This window comes from Nocardia sp. NBC_00508 (assembly GCF_036346875.1).
Lineage (GTDB): Bacteria > Actinomycetota > Actinomycetes > Mycobacteriales > Mycobacteriaceae > Nocardia.
This window is the reverse complement of the sequence record NZ_CP107852.1, coordinates 6,694,661-6,719,274: the sequence shown is the minus strand read 5'-3', so window position 1 is coordinate 6,719,274 and position 24,614 is coordinate 6,694,661. Positions and strand designations below refer to the sequence as shown.

4 protein-coding genes and 1 tRNA gene (1 of these 5 cut by a window edge) are annotated in these 24,614 nt (G+C 70.0%); 3 read left to right on the top strand and 2 right to left on the bottom strand.

Features of this window, described 5'->3' with window-relative positions:
• Window positions 1-429: 429 nt before the first annotated feature.
• Window positions 430-514, bottom strand: a tRNA-Leu gene (locus OHA40_RS30180).
• Between the two features lie 134 nt (window positions 515-648).
• Entirely contained in the window at window positions 649-1,521 is an 873-nt protein-coding gene (locus OHA40_RS30175; RefSeq protein WP_330230227.1) for an NAD(P)-dependent oxidoreductase, read from the bottom strand.
• Window positions 1,522-1,663: 142 nt separating this feature from the next.
• Here OHA40_RS30175 and OHA40_RS30170 point away from each other — a divergent pair, with 142 nt between their 5' ends.
• From OHA40_RS30170 to OHA40_RS30160, 3 genes are all read left to right on the top strand, one after another.
• The gene (locus OHA40_RS30170) at window positions 1,664-2,020 is read left to right on the top strand and encodes a winged helix-turn-helix transcriptional regulator (RefSeq protein WP_330230226.1); all 357 of its coding nucleotides are present in this window, start codon (window positions 1,664-1,666) and stop codon (window positions 2,018-2,020) included.
• Between the two features lie 170 nt (window positions 2,021-2,190).
• The gene (locus tag OHA40_RS30165) at window positions 2,191-23,748 is read left to right on the top strand and encodes an SDR family NAD(P)-dependent oxidoreductase (RefSeq protein ID WP_330230225.1); all 21,558 of its coding nucleotides are present in this window, start codon (window positions 2,191-2,193) and stop codon (window positions 23,746-23,748) included.
• Window positions 23,745-24,614, top strand: the 5' end (the start) of a protein-coding gene (locus OHA40_RS30160) for a thioester reductase domain-containing protein (protein ID WP_330230224.1). It continues 11,814 nt past the right edge of the window; only the first 870 of its 12,684 coding nucleotides appear in the window; it begins with the start codon at window positions 23,745-23,747; the stop codon falls past the right edge of the window. The genes OHA40_RS30165 and OHA40_RS30160 overlap by 4 nt, the downstream gene beginning before the upstream one ends.

The following is a 24,614-nucleotide window of genomic DNA, read 5'->3' as shown; positions in this document are numbered from 1 at the left end:
GACGACGACAGCTGCCGTACAGACCGCCGCGATGCAACGAGCAGACGGAACACCGCCCCGCAGCCATATACCGACACCCGCGACCCGGACCGCTCCTCCCGCCGTGACAGCACCACAGTCCCTTCGACCCATCCGGCCCGGGCCATAGGAGCGCATCGACGCCTCACCGGCTACCAGCGAGGAGCACAGAGATACCGCCGCGAGGCGCCCGGCAGCGCAGGGCCTCGGCCGGAACGATCCGCGTTTCGACTGCCGCACCAACTCGCGACCACCGAACAGCTCACTCACCGGTGCCGCCATCTACGCCTTTTGACCGGCTACCTGAGCAAATTTGCAGATCGACGGTGTCCGGACCCCCTCCGGACACCGTCCACATCCCAAAAAGGAATGCATCCTCTGCAAATTTGCGGAGGATGCATGACAAAACGGTGTCCGGAGGGGGACTTGAACCCCCACGCCCGATAAAGGGCACTAGCACCTCAAGCTAGCGCGTCTGCCATTCCGCCACCCGGACCGGTGTGCTCAGCAAGATTATCGGATCACTCGGCGTGGACCAAATCGCGCTCTGAACTGGGATTCTTGGATGGCTGCGGAGGGTGGTTCGGCGCGGACCGGACTGGGTTTGGGCAGTGCGGCCCGCGCGGCGGGTCAGTGGAGTTCTTCGAAGGTGCGTTCGAAGGCTAGGGAGCCGTGGCCGTCGGCTACCTGGCGGTCGAGGAGGTTCTTGAGGGGGGCGACGAAGTCGAGGGCGATGCCCGCATCGCGGCTGGCGCGGTTGATCGCGTCGAGTGCCGCCTTGTGGAAGGTGATGGGTTGGATGGACGAGCCGGTGTAGTCGGCGGCATCGATGGCCTGGCCTTGCAGCGGGAGTGTCTGGGTCATCGCGGTGACCCATGCGGCGGCACGCTGGGCGAACTCGGCGGCAGGTACGCCGACCGAACGCATCATGGCGGCGCCGTGCAGGAAGCCGCCGAACATGGCGTACATCGCGGCGAGCAGGGCGAAATCGTAGGTCGACGCGAAGCCGGCGTCGTCGCCGAAGTACTCTGCGGCGGCGAGCAATTCGAGCGTCTCGCGGTGAGTGTCGAAGACGGTCTGCGAGCCACTGTAGAGGATCGAGGCGCCGGGCTGGCCGATCATGGACGGCACCGCCATGATGCCGCCGTCGAGGTAGGCGATGTCGTGCCCGACCGCCCAGCTGGCGAGTTCACGAGCCTCGCCCGGTGCGGTGGTGGTCAGGTTGATCAGCTGCCGCCCCGCCAACCGGTCGGCCACCGGGTCGAGGGTGGCGTGAACCGAAGCGTGGTCGAGCAGGACGGCGATGATCGGGCCACCCGCGCTGATCGCCTCCTCGACGGTCGCGACGCCGACAGCTCCGGCGGCGACGATTTCCGCGTCCTTACCGGAGGTGCGGTTCCACACCGTTATCGGCAGGCCTGCCTTCAGCAGGGTCGCGGCCAGGGCCTGGCCCATTGCGCCCAGTCCCAGGATGGTTACCGGGGTGTTCGTGGTTTCCGCCATTGCGGGTTCAACTCCTTGGGTCGAGAACGTCCTGGTCAGCGCGCCGCAACCAAGATTGCTCGGTACCCGGCGAGTCGACAAGTACCTACTAATTTGTCTGGTACTTACCATTTGGTATGGGAACAGGTAGAGAGGATGCACGATGGGTGCGAAGCGATCAGGGCCATACTTCTGCGGTATCGACGCCGCGATGGATGTGGTCGGCGGCAAATGGAAGGCGCTGATCCTGTGGGAGCTGGAGAACTTCGGCGTGCGGCGCTTCGGCGAACTGCGCAAAGGGTTGCCGGGCGTCTCGGAGAAGATGCTGATCCAGCAGCTGCGTGAACTGGAGGAAGACGGCATCGTCGCCCGGACCGTCTACCGCGAGGTCCCGCCGCGGGTCGAATACCGGCTGACCGACCTCGGTGTCGCGCTCAACGCCGCGCTCGAGCCACTGGGTGCGTGGGGTCGCGACCGGATCGATCGGATCGGCGCGGAACGGGTGCATCAGGGCGCCTGAAATGAATCCTTCAAAAGTGAATGTTTCATTCTGGCAACATCATCGAGAGAAGATCAAGCTACTAGTTGGTAACTTTAGTTAATTTTGTGCATACAGCCGGTAATTGACGGCAAACCGGGGTCGTCGTATGTTCCACGTCACAACTTTGCACGATGTGGGTGGCGTGGCAGATGGCGGATGATGGGTACGACCTTCGGGTCTTGCTGACGCGGGCGCTTCGCCGGATTCAGGAGTTGGAGGCACGACCGCAGCACGAACCGATCGCTGTGATCGGTATGGGCTGCCGGTTTCCCGGCGGCGCCGACAGCCCGCGGCAGTTCTGGGAACTGCTCTCCTCGGACCGGGGCGCGATCGTCGAAGTGCCGGAAACCCGTTGGCCGGTGGCGGATTCAGCACCTCGGCGGGCGCGACGGCGGGCCGGTCTGCTCGCCGGGCCGATCGACGCCATGGACACGGAGTTCCTCGGTATCGCGCCGCGGGAAGCGGCATCGATGGACCCGCAGCAGCGGCTGGTGCTCGAAGTCGCTTGGGAGGCGATGGAAGACGCCGCACTGGCGCCGGACGGTCCCGCCGCGGCACGCACCGGCGTGTTCCTCGGCGTCAGCTGGCAGGAGTACCAGCGCACGATCACGCCGGACTGGGTGAGCTCGGTGGATGCGCACACGCTCACCGGAACGATGTCGAGCATTGTGGCGGGACGGGTGTCCTACGTGCTCGGGCTGCGTGGCCCCGCGGTGGCGATCGACACGGCGTGTTCGTCGTCGCTGGTGGCCGTGCATCAGGCGTGTCGCAGTCTGCGCGCGGGGGAGTGCGAGGTGGCGCTTGCGGGCGGGGTGAATCTGCTGCAGTCCGAGCTCACCTCGGAGGCGCTGGCGCGGATGGGCGCGCTCTCGCCGGACGGGCACTGTCGTCCGTTCGACGCACGGGCGAACGGGTATGTGCGCGGCGAGGGTGCGGGTGTCATTGTCCTGAAACCGCTGTCCAGGGCACTTGCCGACGGCGATCCCATCCGGGCGCTCATCCGAGGCTCGAGCGTGAACCACGACGGTCGTTCCATGGGACTGACCGCCCCGAACCCGACCGCGCAACGCGAGTTGCTGCGTGACGCGCTGGCCGACGCGGGGTGCGCCGCCGAACAGGTCGGCTACGTCGAGACACACGGCACCGGTACGCCACTGGGCGATCCGATCGAAATCGAAGCGCTGTCCCAGGTGCTCGGCACTCCGCGCGCGGACGGGTCGGTCTGTCTGCTCGGTTCGGTCAAATCCCAGATCGGTCATCTCGAAGCGGCGGCAGGCGTCGCCGGGTTGATCAAGGCGGTGCTCCAGCTGGAGCACGAACGCATCCCGCGCCAGCACGATTTCGCCACGATGAACCCCAAGATCGTGCTCGACGGCACGGCTCTGGCGGTGCCGAACCAGGATGTCGCGTGGCCCCGCACCGACCGGCCACGGCTGGCGGGGGTGAGCTCATTCGGGTTCGCCGGTACCAATGCGCATGTGCTGCTGGAGCAGGCGCCCGAATCCGCGCCGACCGTGGACCCTCGAGAGCCTGCGCTGCTTGTCCTTTCGGCCCGGACCAGCTCTGCGCTCGACGCGCTGTCCCGGCGCTACGTCCAGCATCTGGACCAGAGGCAGCTGCCACTCGCCGACATCGCCGCCACCGCGGCGCTGGGGCGCTCGCATTTTGGGCACCGACGTGCGGTCGTGGCACCGACGACCGCGGAGGCGGCGCGAAGACTCGCAGGGCCGTCTGGCCGTTCGACCGATTCGAGTTCGGGGAAACCGCGGGTCGCGATGCTGTTCACGGGGCAGGGCGCGCAGTACGCGGGGATGGGAGCGGCGCTGGACCGCGGGTATCCGGTTTTCCGCGCGGCACTCGACCGCTGTGACGATCTCCTGGGACCACTGCCCGGCGGGATGCGTTTGCGGTCGGTGTTGTTCGACGCGAACGACGAGGTGCTGACCCGCACCGAGTATGCGCAACCTGCGCTGTTCGCGATCGAATGGGCGTGTGCCGAACTGTGGGCGGCGTGCGGCGTTCGCCCCGATATCGTGCTCGGACACAGCCTCGGCGAGCTGGTGGCCGCGACCGTCGCGGGAGTTCTCGACCTGGAGGCCGGGCTGCGCCTGGCGGCTGAGCGCGGTCGGCTGATGCAGAGCGTTACGCGGCAAGGTGCGATGGCGGCGGTCTTCGGCAAACCCGAAGAGTTCGACGGGCTGCTGGGCGCTCTGACGTCGGATGTGGCCGTGGCGGCGGTCAACGGACCCGGTCAGTTCGTCGTCTCCGGAACGGTGGAGGCGGTGCGCCGGATCCTGCAGGACGCTGCCGAGCGGTCGGTGCGCACCGTGATGTTGTCCGGCAGCACGGCATTCCACTCGCCGCTGCTGGATCCGATACTGGATGAATTCGAAGCCCGGGTCGCCGAGCTGGTCCCCGCGCCGCGACCGGCGGCGATTCCGTTGGTGTCGAACGTGACCGGCATGCGGACCGAGGCCCGCGTGGACGCCGCGTACTGGCGTGCGCATGCCCGCGGCACGGTGCGGTTCGCCGACGGCGTGCGCTCGGTGGCCGACTTCGGCGTGGACGCGTATCTCGAGGTGGGACCGCATCCGGTGCTGCTGGAGTTCGGCCGGCAGGCCGATCCGGACGCCTTGTGGGTGCCGAGTATGCGCCGGACGTCCACCGACGACGAGGTGCTGCTGACCGGGCTCGGCGAGATGTATTGCGCCGGTGCGGATATCGACTGGTCGTCGGTGGTGCCGCGGGAAGCCCGGCGGCGCAATGGGCTGCCCACCTACCCCTTCGAACGAGAGCGGGTCACTGTGCCGATCGCGGGCACGTCCTCGAACACCGGATATCTCGCCGAGCATCGATTCCAGGGCCGGGCTGTGGTGCCCGCCGCGTATCTCGCGCTGCGTGCGTTGCGTGCGGCCGGGGAAGCGGACCGTGAGCTGGTCGACTTCGTCGCGGCTCGGCCGGTGCCGCTGGAGGAATTGGCCGACCCGGTCGTGTCCGGCGCGGATGGCCGCATCGATGTTCGGTTCCAGGTCGACGAGGGCGTCGTCACAGCGGTTTCCGGATCGGTGCAAGCCGCCACCTCGAATCGGCCGCGTGACTCCGACGAACTGACCGAGGCGCGGCGCGCGCCGTCCACCGTGTGGGAGGTCGCCGACTTCTACCGCCGCTGCGCGGACGCGGGGTTGACCTTCGGACCGCGGTTCCGCTGGATCACGCGGCTGCAAGTCACCGACAACAGCGTGCTCGCCGAACTGACACGCCCGGCGGAACTGGCCGGCGAACCGGACGCCGCGCTGCCGTGCCTGCTGGACGCCGCGGTGCAGACCGGTCTCGCGCTGGCCGTCCGGCACAGTCATGCGGCGCAATTGCCGGTCGGCATCGGCAGGTTGCGCTTGTCCGGTGCGGACGCGGCGGCGAAGGCGTGGGCGTTGGCCGAACGCACCGGCCGCACGATCCGTATCACCGTTTTCGATACCGCGGATGCGGTGGTCTGCGAGATCGACGACGTATGGTTCGCCGAGTCCGCCGCGGCCGGGCAGTCGGAGGATCGAGACCTCGCCTCCGGCCTGGTACACCGTCCGAGCTGGGTGCCTGCCGCGACGTCGGCGAGCGGCCGCGGCCCTGGCGCGGCGCTGGTGGTCGGCGTCGGGCAGCAGGCCGATCGGCTCGCTGCCGCGCTGCGCGCCGCCGGCACCGACGCGGTGGCGGTGGAGCGCACGACCGATCCTGCCGTCTGGCCCGATGACGATCGGGCTGTGGTCTATCTCGCCGACGTCGAGGCCGACGACAGCGCCGACACGGCCCGCACGGAGACCCAGTTCGCCATGGGTGTGGTCCAGGCGATGGCGCGGGTGACCTCCGCTGGCCCGCTGTACCTGGTGACGGTGGGGGCAACCGGCGCGTTGCCCGGCGAACGTGTGCGCCCCGCCGCCGCCACGCTGTGGGGGTTGGGCGCGGTGGTGCGCACCGAGCTGCCCGAGCTGGGCTGCCGCCTGATCGATCTGCCGATCGGCGCACGCTGCGACGACCGCCGCCTGGTGGACGAACTCTGTTCCGACGCTACGGATTCCGCGCTCGCGCTGCGCGGGCGCCACCGCTACGTGCCACGGATGGGTCCATTCGACAACGCCGGGGGAGTACCGAGACTCGATCGCGACGCGGCGTATTTGATCACCGGCGGGCGCGGAGCGCTGGGATTGACGGCCGCGCGGACGCTGGCGGAGGCCGGTGCGGGCGCTGTGGTGCTGGCCGGTCGAAGCGCCCCGGACGCTCGAGCCGAGCGGGAGATGGCGCGGATCGCCGCCCCGGGTACCCGTGTCGAGACCGCGACGGTCGACGTCGCCGACCGAAACGCCCTGTCCGGCTTGCTCGCTCGCTTCGGTAGCGAGTATCCCCGGCTGGCCGGTGTGGTGCACTGCGCGGGCGTCCTGGACGACGCAATGCTGATCGAGCAGACCTCGGGCCACGTCGAGCGCGTGTTCGGGGGGAAAGTCGCCGGGGCATGGCATTTGCATGAGCTGACTGCGGAACGGTCGCTCGACCTGTTCGTGCTTTTCTCGTCGGTCAGTGCCACGGTGGGCACGGCCGGACAGGGCAACTACGCCGCGGCGAACGCCTATCTCGATGCCCTCGTGCGCCTGCGACTCGCCGAAGGCCTGCCTGCCGTCGGTATCGCGTGGGGACCGTGGGCTGGCATCGGCATGGCTGGGGGACTGAGCGACGCGGCCCGGCGGGCCTGGGCGCGGCACGGTGTCGCCGAACTCGGCGCCGAGGATGGCGCTCGGGTACTGCGCCGCCTGCTGTCGTCCGAGGGAGTCGTCGCGGTATACCCCACTGCCGCAGCCGCTTCGGCGCGGCCGGAGGCGGTCGCCGACGCCGACGAGAAGAACATGGAATCCCCGCGCGACCCGGCGGAACTGCTCGAGCTGGTACGCGGCCACGCGATGACCGCGCTCGGCCGCACCGCGACTGTTTCCGATCGGACGCCGCTGCGGGACCTCGGACTGGATTCGATGATGGCTGTCGAGCTGCGCAACGCGCTCTCCGCCGAACTGGGGGTGCGACTTCCGGCGACCCTGCTGTTCGATCATCCGACCGTCGCCGCGGTGTCCGAGGAGATCGCCCGGCGCGGTGCGCGGTCCGCGCGCAACGGCGGCGACCCGCGCCGCGCTGCACGGGAGCAGGCCGAACAGCGACCGGTCACACGCACCTCCGAGCAGCTCACGTCCTCCGTATACCCAACCGAACCGCCGGCGACACCTAGTAACTATAACGTGTTGCAGCTCACAGAGCGTGAACCCGGTGCCACCCCCGAGGATTACGCCGACGCGATCGCGATCATCGGCATGGGATGCCGGTATCCCGGTGACGTAGGCGGACCGGCGGACCTGTGGCATCTGCTCACCACCGAGACCGACGCGGTGACAGAGGTGCCGGCGCACCGCTGGGATGCGGACGCCTATTTCGATCCCGACCCCGACGCCGAAGGCAAGACCTACACGCGCTGGGGCGGTTTCGTCGACGGTGTCGAGGAGTTCGACGCCGGATTCTTCGATATCTCCGTCGGCGAGGCACGCATGCTGGATCCACAGCAGCGGCTGCTGCTGGAAACGTCCTGGGAGGCACTGGAGCACGCCGGGTATCCGGCGAGCCGGCTGGAGGGCAGCCGGACCGGAGTGTTCGTCGGTTTGATGTCCAACGACTACGCCGAGCGGATGGCGCGGGCGGATCTGGCGCCCAATGCCTGGTTCGGCACCGGCAATCTCTCCAGTGTCGCGTCCGGACGGCTCTCGTATTTCTTCGGCGCCAACGGACCGAGTCTGACCGTCGATACGGCGTGCTCGTCGTCGCTGGTGACGGTGCATACCGCGGTGCGCAGCCTGCGCAGCGGCGAATGCGATCTCGCATTGGCCGGCGGAGCCACCGTGGTGCTGACTCCTTCGCTCGACATCTACTTCGCCCGGGCGCGTGGACTGGCCGCCGACGGCCGGTGCAAGAGCTTCGACGCGCGCGCCGACGGTGTGGTCTGGAGCGACGGCGCGGGGGTGCTCGTGCTCAAACGGCTGGCGGACGCCCGTCGGGACGGCGATCGGGTGCTCGGTCTGGTGCGCGGGTCGGCGGTCAATTCCGACGGCCGCAGCCAGGGGTTGAGCGCGCCGAATGGTCCGGCGCAGGAACGGGTCGTCCGAGCGGCGCTCGCGGACGCCGCGGTCGAGGCCGCGGAGATCGACTATGTCGAGACGCACGGCACCGGCACCGCTCTGGGCGACCCGATCGAGGTGAACGCGCTCGCCTCCGTGCTGGGTGACGGCCGCACCGAGGCCGCTCCGCTGTGGATCGGATCGGTGAAGTCGAATCTCGGGCACACCCAAGCCGCGGCGGGTATCGCCAACATCATCAAAGTGATCGAGTCGATGCGGCACGAGCGCATCCCGGCCTCGCTGCACTTCCGGTCGGGCAATCCGCACATCGACTGGGATTCCGTCGCTGTCCGCGTCGTCGCCGAGGAGCGGTCGTGGCGGCGCTCGGGGCGGCCGCGCAGGGCGGGTGTGAGCGCGTTCGGGATCAGCGGAACCAACGCGCACGTGGTGATCGAGGAGGCGCCGCCGGTGCTCGAAGCGCATCCGGTCGACCATTCCGGCCCCCACTTGCTGGTCCTGTCGGCCAAAAGCGCTGACGCGCTGCGCGAACTGGCTGCCCGCTACCGGGATTTCGTGGCTGCGCATCCCGAGATTGGGCTGGCCGATGTGTGTGCGTCGGCCGCGCTGGGTCGTACGCATTTCGACGAGCGGGTTGCGATCACGTTCGATACGGCGGCACAGGTGCGCGCGGCGCTCGACAACGTCGCCTCCGGGATGACCGCGAGCGGGTCGGTCGCCGATCCGGCCGAGTCGGGTGCCGCGGGCGACCTGGCCCGCCGGTATGTGAGTGGAGCCGAGATCGACTGGGGAGAGGTCTATTCCGGTCGATCGCGGCGTCATGTGGACCTGCCGACCTACCCGTTCCAGCGCAAAAGGCACTGGCTCGAGCTCGCGTCGCGGCCGGATGCCGCACCGTCGTCGCGCACCCTGCGGATCGCCCCGGAGATGTTCGCCGGACACCGGCTGCGCGGCGTGCCGACCGTACCTGCGGCATGGCTGTGCACTCAGCTCAGCGACATCGCCGCCGAGTTGCCCGGAACGTGGGCCGTCACGCAGCTGCGGCTGGTGACGCCGTTCGAGGTCACCACCGAAGGATCGGTGCGGGTCACGCTCGATCCCGGCTCGGACGGATACGGTGTGCGATTCGTCCGCGCCGACGGCACGTCGATCGCGGACGCGAAACTCGCTGTCGCCGAAGCAGTTTCGTCCGATCGACCAGATGAGGGCGCGGCACTGCCCGACGCGGATGCGGGGGTATGGCCCGCTTACTACGAGAAGCTTGCGCGACTGGGGCTGCATTTGGACGCGGACCATCGCTGCGCCATCGAGTTCCGGCGCATCAGTGACACCGAGGCCGAGGCCGTGTTCCGGTTGCCCGAGCACGACCCGGCAACCCTCGATCCGATCCTGCTCGACGCCTGCCTGCACAGCGTCGTGCTGACCGGCGCCTCGGCGGACGCGCTGTTTTTGCCATCCGCTATAGATCGTGCTCAATTGTTCGGCAGGCCGACTGTCGGGGATACGACCGTCGGATGCCGAGTACGCGTGATCGAACGCGGCGGACGAGTCGTCGTCGGTGACGCCACACTGCGCAGCGCGTCCGGGCGACTGCTCGCGCGCCTGACGGGGGTCTGTCTGCTCGCCGCGAACACCGAGGCAGCGCCGGAAACCGGCGCCGCCGATGGGGACTCGTCCAGACTCGAGCGGCTGCTACATCACGTCGAGTGGGTGCCCGCCGAGAAGGACGGACCAGTTCCGGGCGAGAGCGCGGGTCGCTGGTTGATCTTCAGTGACGGCGCGGTCGGCGACACCGTGGCCGCCGGACTGGCCGCGCGCGCCGCCCAGACCGTGGTCGTTCGCCCCGAGGACATCGACGGCCCCGCATCTCCGATCTATTCCGGCACAGTCGACCCGAGTTCGGTACACGGCATCATTTTCGCCTGGACCGCCGCCGCGGCACAGACGCGCATCGACGCCGCTCTCCGGCTGGCCCGTGCACTGGACGCCGCCGGGCGTCCGCCTACGGCCCTGTGGCTGCTCACCGTCAACGCGCAGCACGTCGCCGCCGCGGACCGGCCCGATCCCGATCAGGCTCTGCTGTGGGGTTTCGGTCGCACGCTGGCGACCGAACACCCGGAGTTCGGCTGCCGCTTGCTCGATGTGTCCGGCGAATCCACGGACGGCGCGCTGATCGCCGAGGGCATGCTCGGCGGACGTGAGGCTGGTGAGTTCGCGATCCGAGACGGCCGTTGGCTGGTCGCACGCCTCGCGAAAGGTCCCGCGCCCGCCGAGGACTACCGTTTGGTCGCCCACCGTTCCGGCGAGTTCGACAGGCTGCGGCTGGATTCCGGTGCTCGGCGTGCACCGGGAGCCGGAGAGGTCGAGATCGCCGTGGCCGCCACCGGTCTCAACGCGCACGACATCTGGGTCGCCGCCGGCTTACATCCGGACGCCGCCGCGGCGTTGGGCTCGGAATGCGCGGGACGCATCGTGGCCGTCGGTGCAGGTGTCGAGGGTCTCGCTGTCGGCGATCGAGTCGTCGCGCTGGCAAGCGGGAGTTTCGCCGGCTACGTGACGGTGGACCAGCGTCTGGTCGCTTCGCTGCCGGGGCACCTGTCCTTCGCCGAAGGCGCGACCATACCGGTCGCTTTCACCACTGCCTGGTACGCGCTGTTCGACGTCGGTGCTCTGCGGGCCGGTGACCGCGTTCTCGTGCACGCGCCCGCCGACGGGATCGGCATGGCCGCGGTTCAGCTTGCCGCGCACGCGGGCGCGCAGGTGTTCGCGACAGCGGCGCTGCGGCGCTGGGCCGACAACGCGGGGCTGAACGTGACGCCGATCGAGACATGGCGTGACCATGAGCTGGCCGAACACGTCCAGGTGGCGACCGCCGGACGGGGGCTCGATGTCGTTGTGCACGCTCTTGGCAGCGACATCGCTGCCCCCGGCTCCGAAATCGTCTGTGCAGGTGGGCGATTCGTGAATGTCATCGATCCGATGCAGACCCGAGTGAGCCGGCACCACGATTTGGATCACCGTGAATTCGATCCGGCTGCCGTCGACCCACAGCGGCTCGGCGCGATCCTGCGTACGGTGATGGCACTGTTCGAGCAGGCTGCGCTGCATGCGCTGCCGCACGCCACGCACGGTATCGATCAAGCCGCCAAGGCATTTCGGGCCATGGCACAGCGCCATCATCCCGGTCGGGTCGTGCTGCTGGGCAGGGATGCCAGACCGGCGGCTATCGGGCGCAACGACCGGCTCACCGACGGCACGTACCTGGTCACGGGTGGATTCGGTGGTCTCGGCGCGGCGGCCGCTCGGTGGCTCGCGGCCCGCGGGGCGGGACATCTGGTGCTGGTCGGCAGACGAGCACCGGACGCGGCCGGTTCGCGACTGCTGGAATCGTTGCGCGCGAGCGGTGTTCGCGTGGCCGCGCGCCAGGCCGATGTGAGCGACCGTGCGGCGGTCGCGGCGCTGCTGCGGAGCATCGAGCAGACCGGCTTCCCGCCGTTGCGCGGCGTGGTCCACTGCGCGGGCGTGCTCGACGACGGCGTGGTGACCGAACAATCGTGGTCGAGATTCGAGACCGTACTCGGGCCCAAATATCATGCGGCGCGCCACCTCGACGAGCTCACTCGCGATCAGCCGCTCGACCTGTTCGTCGCCTATTCGTCCGTGGCGGGCGTGCTCGGCACTCCCGGTCAGGCGAACTACGCCGCCGCCAACGCGGCGTTGGACGCGCTGGCTTGGCGACGGCGCGCCGAAGGACTACCTGCGCTGAGCATCGCGTGGGGGCCGTTCGCCGACGTGGGAATGGCCGCCGACCGCACGGATATCGCCGCCCGGCTCACCCGGCGCGGGCTGCCGCCGCTCTACGAGCGCGACGCGGCCACGGCGCTGGATCACCTTGTTCGGCTGGACAGCACCACACCCGGCGTCTTCGATTTCGTGCCGCAGCGGTGGTACACGAACCCGCGCCGGCTCGTGACGGCCAGCACCACGACGGTCCCGGCGACCTCGGCAGCTATCGCGCGCGGGATTTCACGGCAGCCGACCACAGTGCCGCAATCAAGAGCATCGAACGATTCCGCCGCATGGGAGACGATCGTGCAGCGTGTCGCGATGCGTGTACTCGACCGCGGGAGCGAGCTCGATCCCGATCTGCCGCTGCATGACACGGGCGTCGACTCGCTCACCGGGATGGAGTTGCGTGCCGCACTGGCCGCCGAAATCGGGATGCCGCTGCCTGCCGGACTCGTCTTCGACTATCCGACCGTGCGCGACATCGCTCGGTTCTTGCAGCGCAAAGGTGCACCGGCGCCGACTACCGGCGCCGAGGCGACCGGGCCCGGCGGTGTACCCGCGGTCGAGTCTGCCGTGGGGGAATCGACGGTGTCGGGCGCGCTGAAACCGCCGAGGCCGGCCACGCCGGGGTCGCTGATCTCGGCCACGACGGAACCAGTGTCCGCTGCGGCCGAGGCACCGATTTCAGCTACGGCATCGCCAATGCCAGCGGCTGCGGAACCCCCCGTGTGGGCCACGCCGGAACCACCGATCTCGGCCGCGCCGGAACGAACAATGTCGGCCGCGCCGGAACGAACAATCTCGGCTGCGCCGGAGCCATCAGTGTCGTTCGGCGCGGAAAACCCTGCGTGGGCAAGGGCTTCGGAGCCGGAGGCGATTGCCCGCGCAGTACCCACCGAAGTCGCGTCCGACGATAGCGACGAGCTCGAGACCGACGACCCGATCGTGATCGTCGGCATGAGCTGCCGCTTCCCCGGCGGCGTCCGTACGCCGGAGGAATTCTGGGAGCTGCTGTGGCAGGGTCGCGACGCGATCACCGAGGTGCCGTCGCAGCGCTGGGACATCGACGCTTATTACGATCCGGACCCTGCTGCGCTCGGCACGATGTACACCCGCTGGGGTGGGTTCGTCGACGGCGCCGACGAATTCGATCCGGCGTTCTTCGGCATCGGGGCGGCGGAGGCGCGGGCGATGGACCCGCAGCAACGCATGCTGCTGGAAACCAGCTGGGAGGCGTTGGAACGCTCCGGACGCGCGCCGGGCGGTCTGGCGGGCAGCAGCACCGGCGTGTTCGTCGGCCTGTGCTTCAGCGAGTATCCGGGAACACCGGCGCAGGCCACGGACCCAGCCACGATCGGCGCGTACTCGGTGATCGGCTCGGCACCGAGCGTGGCGGCCGGGCGACTGGCCTACGCGCTCGGGCTGCAGGGTCCGGCGGTGACACTGGATACGGCGTGTTCCTCCTCGCTGGTGGCACTGCAATCGGCCGCGGACGGGTTGCGCGCGGGCCGTTGTGATCTCGCGCTGGTGGGCGGCGTCAATCTGCAGTTGGCGCCGGAGACCACCATCGGCTTCTGCCGCCTCGCTTCGCTGTCGCCCGATGGCCGGTCGCGGGCGTTCGACGCCGACGCCAACGGCTATGTCCGCGCCGACGGTTGTGGCGTACTGGTGCTGACCCGGCTGTCGGAGGCCCGCCGCAATGGCGACCAGGTGCTCGCGGTCGTCCGCGGGGTCGCGGTGAATCACGACGGACGATCCAACGGTCTCACCGCGCCGAACGGTCCGGCCCAGCAACGTGTCATCGCCGACGCGCTGGCCCGCGCAGGCGTGCGGCCGGACGCGGTGGACTACGTCGAGACGCACGGCACCGGCACGCCGCTCGGTGACCCGATCGAGGCGACCGCGTTGGCCGAGGTGTACGGCGCGGGTCGCATGCGGCCGCTGCTCATCGGGTCGGTCAAGACCAATATCGGGCACACCGAAGGGGCGGCGGGTGTCGCCGGAGTCATCAAGGCCGTGCTCATGTTGCAGCACGGTCGGATCCCGCCGAGCCTGCACTTCCACACGCCGAACCCGCTGATCGATTGGGCCGGCATGCCGCTCGAGGTGGTGCGCGAGGCGCGAGAGTGGCCGCGGACCGGGAACGAGCCGACGATCGGTGTCAGCTCGTTCGGCATGAGCGGCACCAATGCGCACGTCATCCTGGCGCAGGGCGATCCGACACTCGTGCGGCAACCCGACACGCCGACTGCGCAGGTACTCGTGCTCTCGGCCCGCAACGAGGCCGCACTGACCGCCGCAGCGCAGCATTGGGCAGACGAAACCTCCTCGGCACGCGGCGATTTCGGCGACCTGGCCTACACTTCCGCCACCGCGCGGACACATTTCGAAGAGCGGCTGGCGGTGGTCGCCGAGACCGGAGCCGTTGCGGCGCGGCGCCTTCGGGACAAGCCGATGATTCGTGGGCGAGTGGAGCGGGCCGCGACACCGAAGGTGGCGCTGCTGTTCACCGGTCAGGGGGCGCAGTACCGGGGTATGGCGCGGGAGCTGTTCGACACCGAACCGGTCTTCCACGACGCGCTGCGACGGTGCGACGCGGTGCTGGGACCGATCGAGGACGGCATCGGGCTCCTCGACGCTCTCTATGGCGACCACGACGACGCGGACCTGTTGCGCCGCACAGTGTTCACCCAGCCCACGCTGTTCGCCGTCGAGTGGGCACTGTGGGAGCTGTGGCGGGCGTGGGGGATCACCCCGTACGCGGTGCTCGGGCACAGTGTCGGGGAGTACGTCGCCGCCTGCGCGGCGGGCGCCATGACGATGGAGGACGCGCTGCGGCTGATCGCGGTGCGCGGCAGGCTGATGCAGCGCCTTCCGGACGGTGGCGGGATGCTCGCCGTCGACGCCTCCGCCGAGCAGGTCGCGCCGCTGATGGCACGGTGTGGACCAGCGGTATCGATCGCCGGATACAACGGGCCGGCCCAGGTTGTCGTCGCCGGGCCGCGATCCGCGCTCGATCTTCTCCGGGATGATTTGTCCACCAGCGGCATTCGCGCTACCGCTCTCACGGTTTCGCATGCATTCCATTCCGCGGCGATGGACCCGATCCTCGACGATCTCGCCGCGGCGGCGGCCCGCACGCCGATGACCGATCCGGTGATCCCGCTCGTCTCGAACCTCACCGGTGCGCCGCTGCACGCGGGCGAGCTGACCCCCGACTACTGGATTCGCCACGCACGCCGGCCGGTGCGGTTCGCCCAGAGCATGCATGCCATGGCCGAACTCGGGATGGACACGTTCCTCGAGCTCGGTCCGCAGCCGACCTTGTCCACGCTCGGTGGTCGCGTACTGGGCGACTCGGCGCGGTTCGCCGCCTCGCTGCGCCGCGGACGCGGTGACCGCGAAACGCTGATGACGGCGCTCGCGCAGCTGTATGTCAGGGGCGTGCCGGTGGACTGGGAGCAGGTCCACCGGCCCCACAGCCGCCGCAAAGTGCTCGCGCCGACGTATCCCTTCCAGCGGCAACGGTATTGGGTCGAGCCCCGGGCGGATGCTCCGGCAGTGAGCGCTTCCACGCGGCGGGGACTTCCGGTTCGGAACGACCGATCGGGCGGGGCGATCGAATTCGATCTGACGCTCGGTCCGGACCGCCCGCGGTACCTGGCCGATCATGTCGTCGACCGGGATGTCGTCGTGCCGGGCGCCTGGTTCGTCGCCACGATCGCGGCCGCCGCGCACGAGGTTGCCGCCGGTGCGGTCGTCGCGATCGACGACCTCGTGATCACCAGCGGCCTCACGCTGACCGGCCCCCAGCCGGTGCGGGTGCGCTTCGAACCGAGCACCGAGGGGTTCGCTGTGCTGGTGACAGCCGAGACCGACGAGGGGCCGCGCACTCACGCGCGCGCCCGCGTGCTCGCCGGACAGCACCGGCTGCCTGCCGGGCCCGACCGGGCCGACATCCTCGGACGCTGTCCGGATCACCTTGCCGGAGCGGACTTCTACGCGCTGCTGGCCACCGCGGGTCTGCCTTACGGCCCCGCGTTCCGCCGGGTTGTCGACGTTCGCGTGGGTGCGCGGGAAGCGCTGGTCAGGCTGTCGGATCCCGACACCGATGCCGGTCCGGGCATGGTGCACCCGGCCCTGCTGGATGCCGCGTTCCAGGCCACCTACGCGGCGATGTCGCCGCGGGCCGGGGATCACACCTGGGTGCCGTTCGCCGTGGACCGGGTGCTCGTCCCGGCCGGTGCGGGCACCGTTCGATTCGGCCATGTGCGCGTCGTCGAGCAGACGCCACAGCTGTGTGTCGCCGATGTTCGACTGCTCGATGAGGAGGGCCGTCCAGTGCTGGTCGCGGAGGGATTACGAGTGATGCGGACACCCACGCCGGACCCGACCCAGCGGCCGCCCGGTCACACTGCACAAGATCGGTTCGCCTCGGACGTCTATCGAATCGCTTGGCGGGACGCCGAATCGGCGTTGTCCGGCGCAGCGGCGGGTCGATGGCTGGTCTTCGGGGCGGGCGGCTTCGCCGACACGCTTGCCGAGGCGCTGCGGGCGCGCGGCGCGGACTGCGTACTGGCCCGGCCAGGGCGCGGCTTCGCGTTCCGCGCCGAGGACGAATTCGAGGTCGATCTCGGTGTGCCCGCGGCGGTGCGTGCGCTGCTCGGCGCAGTGAGTGACGGCCGCACACCGTTGCGCGGGATCGTCTCCACGGTCGCGCTGTCGCCGGATGACGCGCCCGCGCCCGTGCGTGCGGAGAGTCTGTTGGTAGGCGCCCTGCACCTCGTGCAGGCGGCCGCGCTCGCGGGGGAGCCCGCGGTGTGGGTGCTCACGCGTGCGGGTCAGCGGGTCGATCCGTCGGATCGGGTGGCGCCGGAGCAGTCCGCGCTGTGGGGTTTCGCTCGTAGCGCGCAGCTCGAGCACCGCGAAATGGGCTGTCGCGTCATCGATCTGGATCAGCAGGCTACCGCGGACGCGGTGGTCGACACCCTTGTCGCGCCCTCGGGGCCGAGGCAGCTGGCGCTGCGCGCGGGACGCCGGTGGGTGCCGCGGCTCGTTCCGCTGGGTGCGCTGGGCGGCGGGGCCGCGACGCTGTCGGGTGTGGGTGGGACGGTGCTGATCACCGGCGGTCTGGGCGGTGTCGGGCTGCTGCTGGCCCGCTGGTTGGTCGACCGGGGTTGGCCGGAGCTGGTGCTCGCGGGACGTTCGGCACCCGACGCCCAGGCGGAGTCGGTCATCGCCGAACTGCGCGGACGTGGAGCCCGGATCAGCGTGCGGTCGCTCGACGTCTCCGATCGTGACGCGGTGGCAGCCACACTGGAGTGGATCGACCGCGCCCTGCCGCCGCTGGCCGGGGTAGTGCATCTGGCCGGTGTGCTCGATGACGGGGTTGTCGCCGAGCAGACGGCGGCACGCGTCGGGCGGGTCCTCGCGCCGAAGACGTTCGGCGCCTGGCACTTGCACGAACTGACCGCGTCCCGATCGCTGCGGTTCTTCGTGCTGTTCTCCTCGGCCGCGGGCGTGGTCGGCTTGCCCGGCCAGTCGAGCTACGGCGCCGCGAACGCCTTCCTCGACGGACTGGCCGAGCTGCGACATGCGGCGGGAGCGCCCGCGCTGTCGATCGCGTGGGGACCATGGGCGGACACCGGGATGATGGGACGCCTCACCAGCGGCGCGGTGCGGCGGCTGGCCGAGCGCGGCTACGGCCTGTCCGACCATGAGCGGGACTTCGAAACACTGTCCCACCTGCTCGATTCCGCGATGGCGGGGGCGGTCACCGCGCTTGCGCTCCTGCTGCCCGCGGTGCAGGAGGCGGGTCCGGACGCGCCGGACGTGCTGTTGGACGTGGTCGCGCCCGTCCCGCCGTCCATCGAAAACCATTCGGCCACAGCCGATGTCACCGGCCTCGCCGCCGAGATGGAAGCGCTGGTACGGCGCTGCCTCGGCCTCGGGTCCGACACCGATCTCGATCGCCCGCTGCACGAACTGGGGCTGGACTCGGTCGCGGCACTCGAGATCCGCGACGAGCTCTCGCGCAAGAGCGGCCACCGGTTGCCTGCGACGCTGGCCTTCGAGTACCCGACGCCGCGGGCGGTCCTCGATCTGCTGGTGCAGTTGGGGACGACGCGGGCGCCCGCTCCGCCGTCGACCGAGGTGCATGGCGATTCGCCTCTCCGCGCGGCGGCGCGGACGCCCGCTCCCGCAACGAACGGCGCGCCCAACCATCGCCAACTCCGGAACGAGCCCGCGACGAACGGTGCGGCGGGTCACCGCCGACTCGGGAACGAAGCAAGCCAACAGCGAACGCCGGAGCCGCCGTCGAACCAGCGACCTGCGGCTACCGACCGAGCATCGGCCGACTCAGCGACGTTCCACGCGGCACCTGGTTCGGTCACTGGTTCGGGCTCCGGCCACCACGTCGAAGCGGTGGGGGATATCGCGATCGTCGGTGTCAGCGGCCGCTATCCCGGTGCGGACGGGCTCGACGAGTACTGGCGGGTGCTGCTCGAAGGACGCGACTGCATCACCGAGATCCCGCTGGAACGCTGGGATCATTCGCGGTACTTCGTCCCGGATCGGCACAACCCGTACACCTCCTACACGAAATGGGGCGGGTTCCTCGACGACGTCGATTGTTTCGATCCGCTGTTCTTCGCCATCTCGCCGCGTGAGGCGGAAGTGCTCGACCCGCAGGAACGACTGTTCCTGCAAACCGCATGGGCGGCACTGGAAGACGCGGGGCACACCCGAGCCGACCTGGCCCGTGGCGGTCTGCGACCCGAGGAAGCCGGCGTGTTCGTCGGCGTCATGTGGGGCACCTACCAGATGTTCGGTGCCGAGGAGTCCCGGCTCGGGCGTGGCACGCTGCCGGGGTCGACGTTCTGGAGCATTCCGAACCGGGTATCGCACGCGCTCGATTTCCAGGGGCCGAGCATCGCGGTGGACACCGCGTGTTCGTCCTCGCTCACCGCATTGCATCTGGCCTGCCAGAGCTTGCGCACCGGCGAATGCCGACTGGCTGTGGTCGGCGGGGTCAATCTGTCGCTGCACCCGTACAAGTTCGTCGCGCTGAGTCAGGGCCAATTCGCCTCCACCGATGGCCGTTGCCGTTCCTTCGGCGTGGGCGGGGACGGATACGTGGCCGGTGAGGGCGTCGGCGCGATGGTGTTGCGGCCGCTGGCCGACGCCGAAGCCGATGGCGACACCATCTACGGCGTCATCAAAGGCACCGCGGTGAACCACGGCGGCCGGGTCAACGGTTTCACGGTGCCGAACCCGGCCGTGCAGGCGGCGGTGATCCGCTCGGCGCTGCGCGCAGGCGGTGTCGACCCGGCTTCGGTGTCCTATATCGAGGCGCACGGCACCGGTACCGCCCTGGGCGACCCCATCGAAATCGCGGGCCTGGCCAAGGTTTTCGGCGATACCGGCGTGGCCCAGCTGCCGATCGGTTCGGTGAAGTCCAATGTCGGCCATCTCGAGGCCGCGGCCGGTGTCGCGGCGTTGACCAAGGTGCTGTTGCAACTGCGCCACGAGACCATCGTGCCGTCGCTGCACGCCACACCAGCCAATCCGAACATCGACTTCGCGGCCACACCGTTCCGGATCCCGACCAGCCCGCTGCCGTGGCCGTCCGGTGATCCGGCCCGGCCGCGGCGGGCGACGGTCAGCTCGTTCGGCGCGGGCGGCGCCAACGCCAATGTGGTGATCGAAGAGTATGTGGATCGGCGACCGCAGACCCGGTTCAGCGGCGGCCAGGTGGTTCCGGTGTCGGCGCGAGACTCCGATCGACTCGTGGATTACGTTGCCGCACTGGACCGTTTCCTCGCCGGTCAACAGCCGAACCTCGCCGATCTGGCCTACACCATGCAGGTCGGCCGCCAGCCGGGCCGTGCTCGCGCCGCGTTCGTCGCGCGTGACATCGACCAATTGCGCGCCGCGGTTCGCGCTTGGGTCGATGATGTGCCCGGCGCGCGGGGCTGCCGGGACGCGGCCGAGGATTCGCGGCTCGCGCGCTGGCTCGGCGGCGGCGACATCGACTGGGGCGCCGTGCGCGATCCCGGGACCCGCCGACGCATTCCCGCGCCGACTTACCCATTCGCCCGTGAGCGGTACTGGATTCCGGATGTAGCGCCCGTGCCGGAATCCACTCCGGCACAGCTCGTGCACGCCACGCCGACTACGTCAGTGCAGGCGCAGCCTGTGCAGTCCACACCAGTGCACCCGTCTGCACCCGCCACGGAGTCCGCACCCGTCCGGCAGCCTGCACGACCCGCATCAATGCACCAGCCCACGCCGATCCCACTGCCGACGCTGACCGCGCAGTCCGCTACGGTGCAGCAGCCACCCTCGGCGCAGCCTGCTTTCACGGCGCAGCCTGCTCCCACAGCGGGACCTGCTCCCACAACGCAGCCTGCGGCATTGCAGCAGCCTGCGCCCGCCGCGGGCCCCGGAACGGCGCGGCAGCTCGCCTGGACGGACCGGCGGCTACTGGTTCCGGTTTGGCGGGAACTCCCGCTGCCCGCCGGTGATCTGCGTTCTCGGCGCACCCTCGTTGTCTACGACGCGAGGACATCGCACGCGCTGGTCGAGGCGCTGACTGCCGCGACCGGTGATCCAGGCCGTCTGATCCGGGTCTCGGAGGCGCCGGTCGAGTTGCATCGCGACGACTTCGACGCGGGCGCCCGGCTCGGCCGGGGATCGATGGCGCGCTACCCCGATACCGACTGTGTGATCGATCTGTGCGATCTGGCTCCCGCCCCTGGCGGCCTATTGACCGGCGACCTCGGGCGGATGGGTTTCTACCAGGGCGTCATCGAAGCGCGAGCGGATTCCCTCGCGCTCATACACCTCACCGCGGGGCACCCCGGCGCGGACGGTCCGGAATCGGCGCCGCTGGGTGGCCTGGCCGCCGCGCTCGCCGAGGAGATCCGCGGCGTGCGGACACGCAGCGTCCATCTGGTCGCCGAGCACGACGCGGCGGGTGCGGACGCGGCTCGGTTGTTGGAGATCCTCGGCGCGGAATGCGCGGCCGACGACGGCGCACCTCGGGTGCGGTATCGCGGTGGGGTGCGCGAGGCCGTCGAATTCGAGGACGCGATCGCGCGCGACGGTCTCGTCATCGATCCCGCGCGCACCTATGTGGTGACCGGCGGCACGCGCGGTTTGGGTGCGGAGTTCGCGGCGGCGCTGGTCGAGCGCGGCGCGCGCCGCCTGGCCATCCTCGGCCGGGAACCGCTTCCGCCCGAGACGGAATGGGACCGGGTAGCCGCTGGGTCCGGCCCGGAGGCGGACAAGGTGCGGCGGCTGGTCACGCTGCGTGATCGCGGCGTCGCGATGCGGACCTACTTCGGCAGTCTCGCCGACGAGGCGGCCCTGACCGGATTCTTCGGCCAGGTGCGGCGCGAACTCGGTCCGATCGGCGGCGTACTGCACTGCGCGGGAAGCGTATCGACCGAGAGTCCGGCGTTCGTCCGGAAAACCGGCCCCGCCGTCGCGACGGTGCTCGCGCCCAAACTGGCGGGCACGGCGGTCCTTGCGGACGTGCTCGCCGCCGACCGTCCGGATTTCTTCGTGTTGTTCTCGTCGGTGTCGGCGGTGCTGCCCGGTCTCGCGGTCGGCCTGTCGGACTACGCGATGGCGAACGCGCACCTGGATCGGTTCGCCGAGGCCCAGCACGCCGCGGGACGGACCTGGTTCCGGTCGATCAACTGGCCGTCGTTCCGCGACACCGGGTTCGGTGAGGTGACGAGCGCGGCCTACCGGGCCACCGGCCTGCCGGCGCTGACCGCCGCGGAGGGATTCGACCTGCTCGACGCCGTGCTGGGACTGCCGGGGACTCCGGTCGTGCTGCCGTATCACGGTGCGGCGCTGCATCTTTCGACACGGGCGAGCCAGTCGGCCGTAGCGGTCCGGCCCGCGGCGCCGACACCTGCTGCCCACCCCGCCCCGAACGGCTCCGGGCAGGCGTATGAGGAACTGCTGCGGATCTTCTCCGACGAGTTGAAGCTGGCACCGGCGCGGTTCGAGGGTGACAAGCGGTTCGAGGAGTACGGCGCGGACTCGGTGCTCATCGCCTCGGCTGTGCGCCGGATCGAGCAGGTCGTGGGTCAGCCGTTCGACCCGGCGCTGGTGCTGGAATTCCCCACTCTGGACGCGCTGGCCGGTCTGTTGATCGAGCAGTTCCCGGAACGCTTCGCCGCTGCACCGCAACCGGATTCGCCGCACCGGCCGAACGCCGCGACCACGCGAAGGGACGATCCCGTCCCGCCGCGCGCGGCGGCAACCACCTGGTCCGCCGACGCCCGGCGGGGCCGGGCAGCCGAACCCGTCGCCGTAGTCGGGATCGGCTGTCGCCTGCCCGGCGGCGACGATCCGGACTCGTTCTGGCGCATGCTCGCCGCGGGCCGATCCGGGATCCGCGAGGTGGATCCGGCACGCTGGGATCCCGCCCGGTTCTATCGGCCGACCGGCGGGCCGGGCCTCGCCAACAGCAAGTGGGGCGGGTTCGTCGACGGTATCGATCTGTTCGACCCGGACTATTTCGGGGTCAGCGACGAACTCGCCTGGCAGATGGACCCGTTGCAGCGGCTACTGCTCGAGACGTCGGTGCTGGCCACCGCCGACGCCGGATACCGCCGCGAGGAGCTGGCGGGCAAACGGGTCGGCGTCTACGCGGGCAGCCGCGCGGCCAACTACTTCAACCGGATTCCGGTCGCCGACCGGCACACCATCATCGGCATCGGCCAGAACTTCATCGCCGCCCGGATCTCCGACTACTTCGACTGGCACGCGGGCAATGTCGTGCTCGACAGCGCGTGCTCGTCGTCGCTGCTGTCGGTGCATCTGGCCTGCCAGGCGCTGCGCGCGGGCGAGGTGGACGCCGCGCTGGCGGGCGGCGTGGAGGTGCTGCTCGACGAGATGCCGTTCGTGACGCTGTCGGCGGCGGGCGTGCTCTCGCCGAACGGCCGGTGCGCGACGTTCTCCGAGGACGCCGACGGTTTCGTGCCGGGTGAGGGTGCGGCGCTGCTGCTGCTCAAGCGGTTCGACGACGCGCTCGCCGACGGCGATCGAATCTATGCGGTGCTGCGCGGGTCGGCCATCGGCAACGACGGACACACCATGGGCATCACCACACCCAACATGCGGGCGCAGATCGAGGTGGTCACCGCCGCGCTGGAGGCGGCGGGGATGTCGCCGGACGCGCTGTCCTACCTCGAGGCGCACGGCACCGGCACCATGATCGGCGACCCCATCGAATTGAAGGGGCTGGCGACGGTGCTGGGTGACCGGTCGCGCGGCCAGGAGCCGTGCGCGGTCGGCAGCGTCAAAACCAACATCGGCCATCTGCTGTCCGCGGCGGGCATCGCCGGGGCCGTCAAGACGATCCTGGCCGTGCACCATGCGGCGCTGCCGCCGTCACTGCACTGCGACAACCTCAATCCGCGCTTCCAGTTCGCCGGTTCGCCGCTGCAGGTCAACCGGGCACTGCGCCCGTGGCGGCCCGCCGACGGCAGGCCCCGCGCGGCGGGCGTCAGCTCGTTCGGGTTCGGCGGCACCAACGCCCACCTCATCGTCGAGCAGGCACCCGACGGGCACCGGCCGACACGTCGTCCCCTGGATCCCCCTGTCTTCCGCAAGAGGAGCTTCATGCTGCCGAAAACGGTTCCGAGCACACCGACGGAGCTCGCACCACGCTTCGTGGTCCCGATGACGCCGAGCGTGCCCGCGCCGTCGTTCCTACGCGTGGAGCCGCTGCGATGAGCAGTATCGACCTGGACAGCTTCGCCACCACCCTGCACGCCGACGACCCGGTGGTGCGCGATCACCGGGTGCACGGCGTGCGGATCCTGCCCGGCGTGGTGTATCTCGACATGATCCTGCGCGCGGCGATGGCGGCCGGATATCAGCCCGCCGACCTGACCATCCGGGAGGCGCTGTTCCAGCGCCCGGTCGCCCTCGCCGACGACGGCGCGGTGCGCATCGCGTTCCGGGTGGATCGCCCGACCGGGCGGATCGCCATCGATGTGCAGCGACTCGACCCCGCGGGCACTCCGTATGGTCCGGTCGATGTGGTCGCGGAATGTGTTGTGGTGCGGTCGAATTCGCTGGCCGAGCCGCCAGCGCCGGAGGCCGCGGCCGGGTCGGCGCAGGCGCGCGGCATGGCCGAGATGTACGCGCAGAGCGGTAGCCGTGGCATCGACCATCGCGACTTCATGCGCGCCACCGGGCATTTCACGCGCAGCGGCGAGCTCGTCACGGCGACGATGGGGCTCGGTCCCGAAGCGACCGCGCATCTGCCCGGCTTCCTGCTGCATCCCACGTTCCTGGACGCCTCGACGATCGTGCCGTTCGTCGATCCGCAACGGTTGGGTGCCGACGACGACAGCGCGTTCATCCCGATCTACTTCGGCGACGTGCACGCCTGGCGGGCAACGCCGGAGCAGGTCTTCGTGCGGGCGTCGGTCCGCGGCGGCGGGCACGGCGGCGACCTGCTCGAAGCCGACGTGGCCCTCTACGCCCCGGATGGGTCGCCGGTGGTGCGCTATCGGCTGACGTCCAAGCGGGTGCGCGGCAGCGCCGACATCCACCGTTTGCTGACATCGACGGAGGCACAGCCGGTATCGCAC